Origin of the sequence: Streptomyces sp. NPDC004658, from assembly GCF_040609555.1 — a bacterium.
In the GTDB taxonomy this organism is placed as follows: domain Bacteria; phylum Actinomycetota; class Actinomycetes; order Streptomycetales; family Streptomycetaceae; genus Streptomyces.
The window spans coordinates 1-3,433 of sequence record NZ_JBEXKG010000330.1 but is presented as its reverse complement, the minus strand read 5'-3'; the positions used below and the strand labels follow the sequence as shown (position 1 = coordinate 3,433).

Sequence of the window (3,433 nt, the reverse complement as noted above, 5' to 3'; positions counted from 1 at the left end):
CCCAGACCACGTTGTAGCCGCCGGCGGCGTTCCAGCCCGTGGCGTTCACCGTCGCCTCGCCGCCGCTGAGCTTCCAGGGGCCGCGGTTGAGGAGGTACTGCAGGACCTTGGGGCCCTCGGTGCCGAGCGTCTGGTTCTTCAGGAACAGCCGGTGCAGACGGCCCCAGCTCCAGGTGTCGATGTCCTTGCCGAGCTTTGCGGTCAGCTCCCAGCGGGCGTCGATCATGGCGCGGGCGAAGAGCTGGTCGCGGTTCTCGGCGGCGGGGCGGGTGCCCGACTTGGGCGTCTTCCACCAGTCGCTGTCCGGCTTGTCCATCAGGGTGCGCACGACCTCGAACCAGCGGTCGCCGCCGTCCGGCTGCGCCTGGTCGGCGTCGCGCTGGCCGCACTCGCGCACCTTGGTGTCGTCGTCCACCGGGCCGGTGCTGTCGATCTTGTCGACCCACAGGCACTGCCCCTTGACCCGCAGCTCCTTGGGCAGCTTGTTGCCGAAGGCGAGCTTGAGGATGTTGCGCCAGACGGCGTTGAAGTACGCGGCCGCCGCGGAGTCGGCGTCCTGGGTGTAGTCCCAGCCCTCCAGCAGCTTCTGCGCCTGGCGGACGTCCGGGTCGTCCAGGTTGATCTTCAGCAGCTTGGGCACCAGGAGCTTGGCGATCTCGCTGCTGTTGTCCAGCTGCATCTGCCGCATGTCGTCGGTGGAGATCTTGCCGCCGTCCTTGATCTTGGACTCGATCAGGTCGGCGATGCGCTGGCTGCGGGTGCCGTAGCCCCAGTCGGTGGTGAGGGTGTACGGGTACCTGTCCGGGTCGACCACGGCCTGGTTGGCGGTGACGATGTAGCCGCGCTCCGGGTCGTACTCGTAGGGCAGTTCGTCCTGCTTGATGAAGCCCTTCCAGCGGTACTTCGAGTCCCAGCCCGGCACCGGGACGGCGCCGGAGTCCTTGGCGGTGCGGGCGGGGATCTTTCCGGGCAGCGTGTAGCCGATGTGGTTGTCCGTGCTGGCGTAGATCAGGTTCTGCGAGGGCACGTCGAACAGGGCCGCCGCCGCGCGGAAGTCGCTCCAGTCCCCGGCCCTGTCGAGGGCGAAGACGGCGTCCATGGTCGTGCCCGGGTCGAGCGCGGTCCACCGCAGGGCGATGCCGTAGCCGTCGCCGCGGTCCGGTGCGGCGGCGTTCACGGTCGCCTTCTTGCCGACCTGGACGAGTTCGTCGTCACGGTCGGACAGCAGCGGCATCCCGTCCTGGGTCTGCCGGACGACGATCGTCTTGGCCGCACCCCCGGCGACCTTGATGGTCTCCTCGCGGGTCTTGAACGGCCGGACCTTGCCGTCGTACAGGTAGCCGTTCGCGCTGACCTTCTCCAGGTAGAGGTCGGTGACGTCGACACCGGAGTTGGTCAGGCCCCAGGCGATCTTCGCGTTGTGGCCGATGATCACACCGGGCATGCCGGCGAACGTGTACCCGGTGACGTCGTACGGGCACTTGCTGGAGACGGTCCGGCAGTGCAGGCCCATCTGGTACCAGACGGACGGCAGGGACGCCGACAGGTGCGGGTCGTTGGCGAGCAGCGGCTTGCCGGTGATGGTGTACTTCCCGGCGACCACCCAGGAGTTGGAGCCGATGCCCTGGCCGTTCACGCCGACGGCCGTGGGCAGGTCGTCCAGGACGCCGTACAGGCCGCCCAGCTGGCTCGTGAGGGACGATCCCGTCCCGGCCGAGGCGGAGGAGCCGGTCGTGCCCGTCGTGCCCTGGGAGGAGCCGGTGGAGCCGGTCGTGCCCTGGGTGCCGGTCGTGCCGGTCGTGCCCGTGGTGCCGGTCGTGCCCTGGGTGCCGCCGGTCCCCTGAGTGGAACCGGTGGCGCCGCTCTGCCGGAAGGCCTGCGTCACCGCGTCGTACTGGCCCTCCTGGACGATCGGCTTGTTGCGCCCGTAGGGGTACGCCGGATACAGGTCCTGGATCTGCTGGGGGCCGAGGCGGCTGGTCATCAGGGCGCGGTCGATCTCGTCCTGCATGTTGCCGCGCAGGTCCCAGGCCATCGCCTTCAGCCACGACACGGAGTCGACCGGGGTCCACTTCTGAGGCTTGTAGTCGTTGGTGAGGCCCAGGGCCGCGTACTCCAGGGAGATGTCCTTGCCGTCCTTGCCCTGGAGATAGGCGTTGACCCCCTTGGCGTAGGCCTGGAGGTACTTCTTCGTGGAGGCCGACAGCTTGGTGTCGTACTCCTGCCGCGCGATCCGGTCCCAGCCGAGGGTGCGCAGGAACTCGTCGTTCTTGACCTGGCTCTTGCCGAACATCTCCGACAGGCGCCCGGAGGTCATGTGCCGGCGCACGTCCATCTCGTAGAACCGGTCCTGCGCCTGGACGTAGCCCTGCGCCATGAACAGGTCCTCGTCCGAGGACGCGTAGATCTGCGGGATGCCGTAGCCGTCCCGCTTGACGTCGACCGGCCCGGACAGGCCGTCGAGCTTGATCGAACCGGTGGTCTGCGGGAAGGAGGCGCGCACCGTGCTGACCGACCAGTACGCCCCGTAGGCGACGCCTCCGACGAGGGCCAGGACCAGCACCAGCACGATGAGTCGGGCTCTGCGCCCCTTCTTCCTGCCGGACTTGACGGACGTGGCACCCGTTGTGGCGGTGTCACCCGTGGTGGCGGTGGTGTTGGGGGGCATCGCTGTCCTTGCTGTCCTAACGCGAGCGGCAGGTCGGGCTGTGACTTTGAATGAGCGCTGGAGCAACCATAGGCGCAGGGCCCTGTCCCGCTTGACGCGGAGTCGGGAACCAGCGCGCACGAGCGTTCGATCTTGCCTCGCCGAACGTCAAGAAATCGTCAAGAGTTAGGTAAGGTAACGAAGTAACCGGGGATCCATGGGCCCGATCTCGGAGGAGGAACGCCCCCTGACTGTTCACCACCTCAACCAGCTCCTGCTCGTCTGCTCCGTCGTCCTGCTCGTCGCCGTCGCGGCCGTCCGGGTCTCCTCCCGCAGCGGGCTCCCCAGCCTGCTCGTGTACCTGGGGATCGGCGTCCTCATGGGCCAGGACGGCCTCGGCCACATCCAGTTCAACAGCGCCGCCCTGACCCAGGTCATGGGATACGCGGCCCTGGTCGTGATCCTCGCCGAGGGCGGCCTGGGCACGAAGTGGAAGGAGATCCGGCCGGTCCTGCCGTCCGCCTCCGTCCTGGCGACGGCCGGAGTCGCGATCAGCGTGGGCGTCACCGCGGCGGGCGCGCACTACCTGGTCGGGCTGGAGTGGCGGCAGGCGCTCATCATCGGGGCGGTGGTGTCGTCGACCGACGCGGCGGCGGTCTTCTCGGTCCTGCGGAAGATTCCCCTCCCCGCGCGCGTGACGGGCACGCTGGAGGCCGAGTCGGGCTTCAACGACGCCCCGGTGGTCATCCTGGTCGTCGCCTTCTCCACCGCCGGCCCGGTCGAGCA

2 protein-coding genes are annotated in these 3,433 nt (G+C 68.7%); one reads left to right on the top strand and one right to left on the bottom strand.

Annotation, left to right across the window (positions count from 1 at the left end; all coding sequences use genetic code 11):
- Positions 1–2,668 (bottom strand): penicillin acylase family protein (locus ABZV94_RS40830; RefSeq protein ID WP_356350063.1); only part of this gene is annotated, 2,668 nt, incomplete at its 3' end.
- Between the two features lie 196 nt (positions 2,669–2,864).
- Here ABZV94_RS40830 and ABZV94_RS40825 point away from each other — a divergent pair.
- A partial coding sequence (locus tag ABZV94_RS40825; protein ID WP_356350061.1) for a cation:proton antiporter occupies positions 2,865–3,433 on the top strand: 569 nt, incomplete at its 3' end.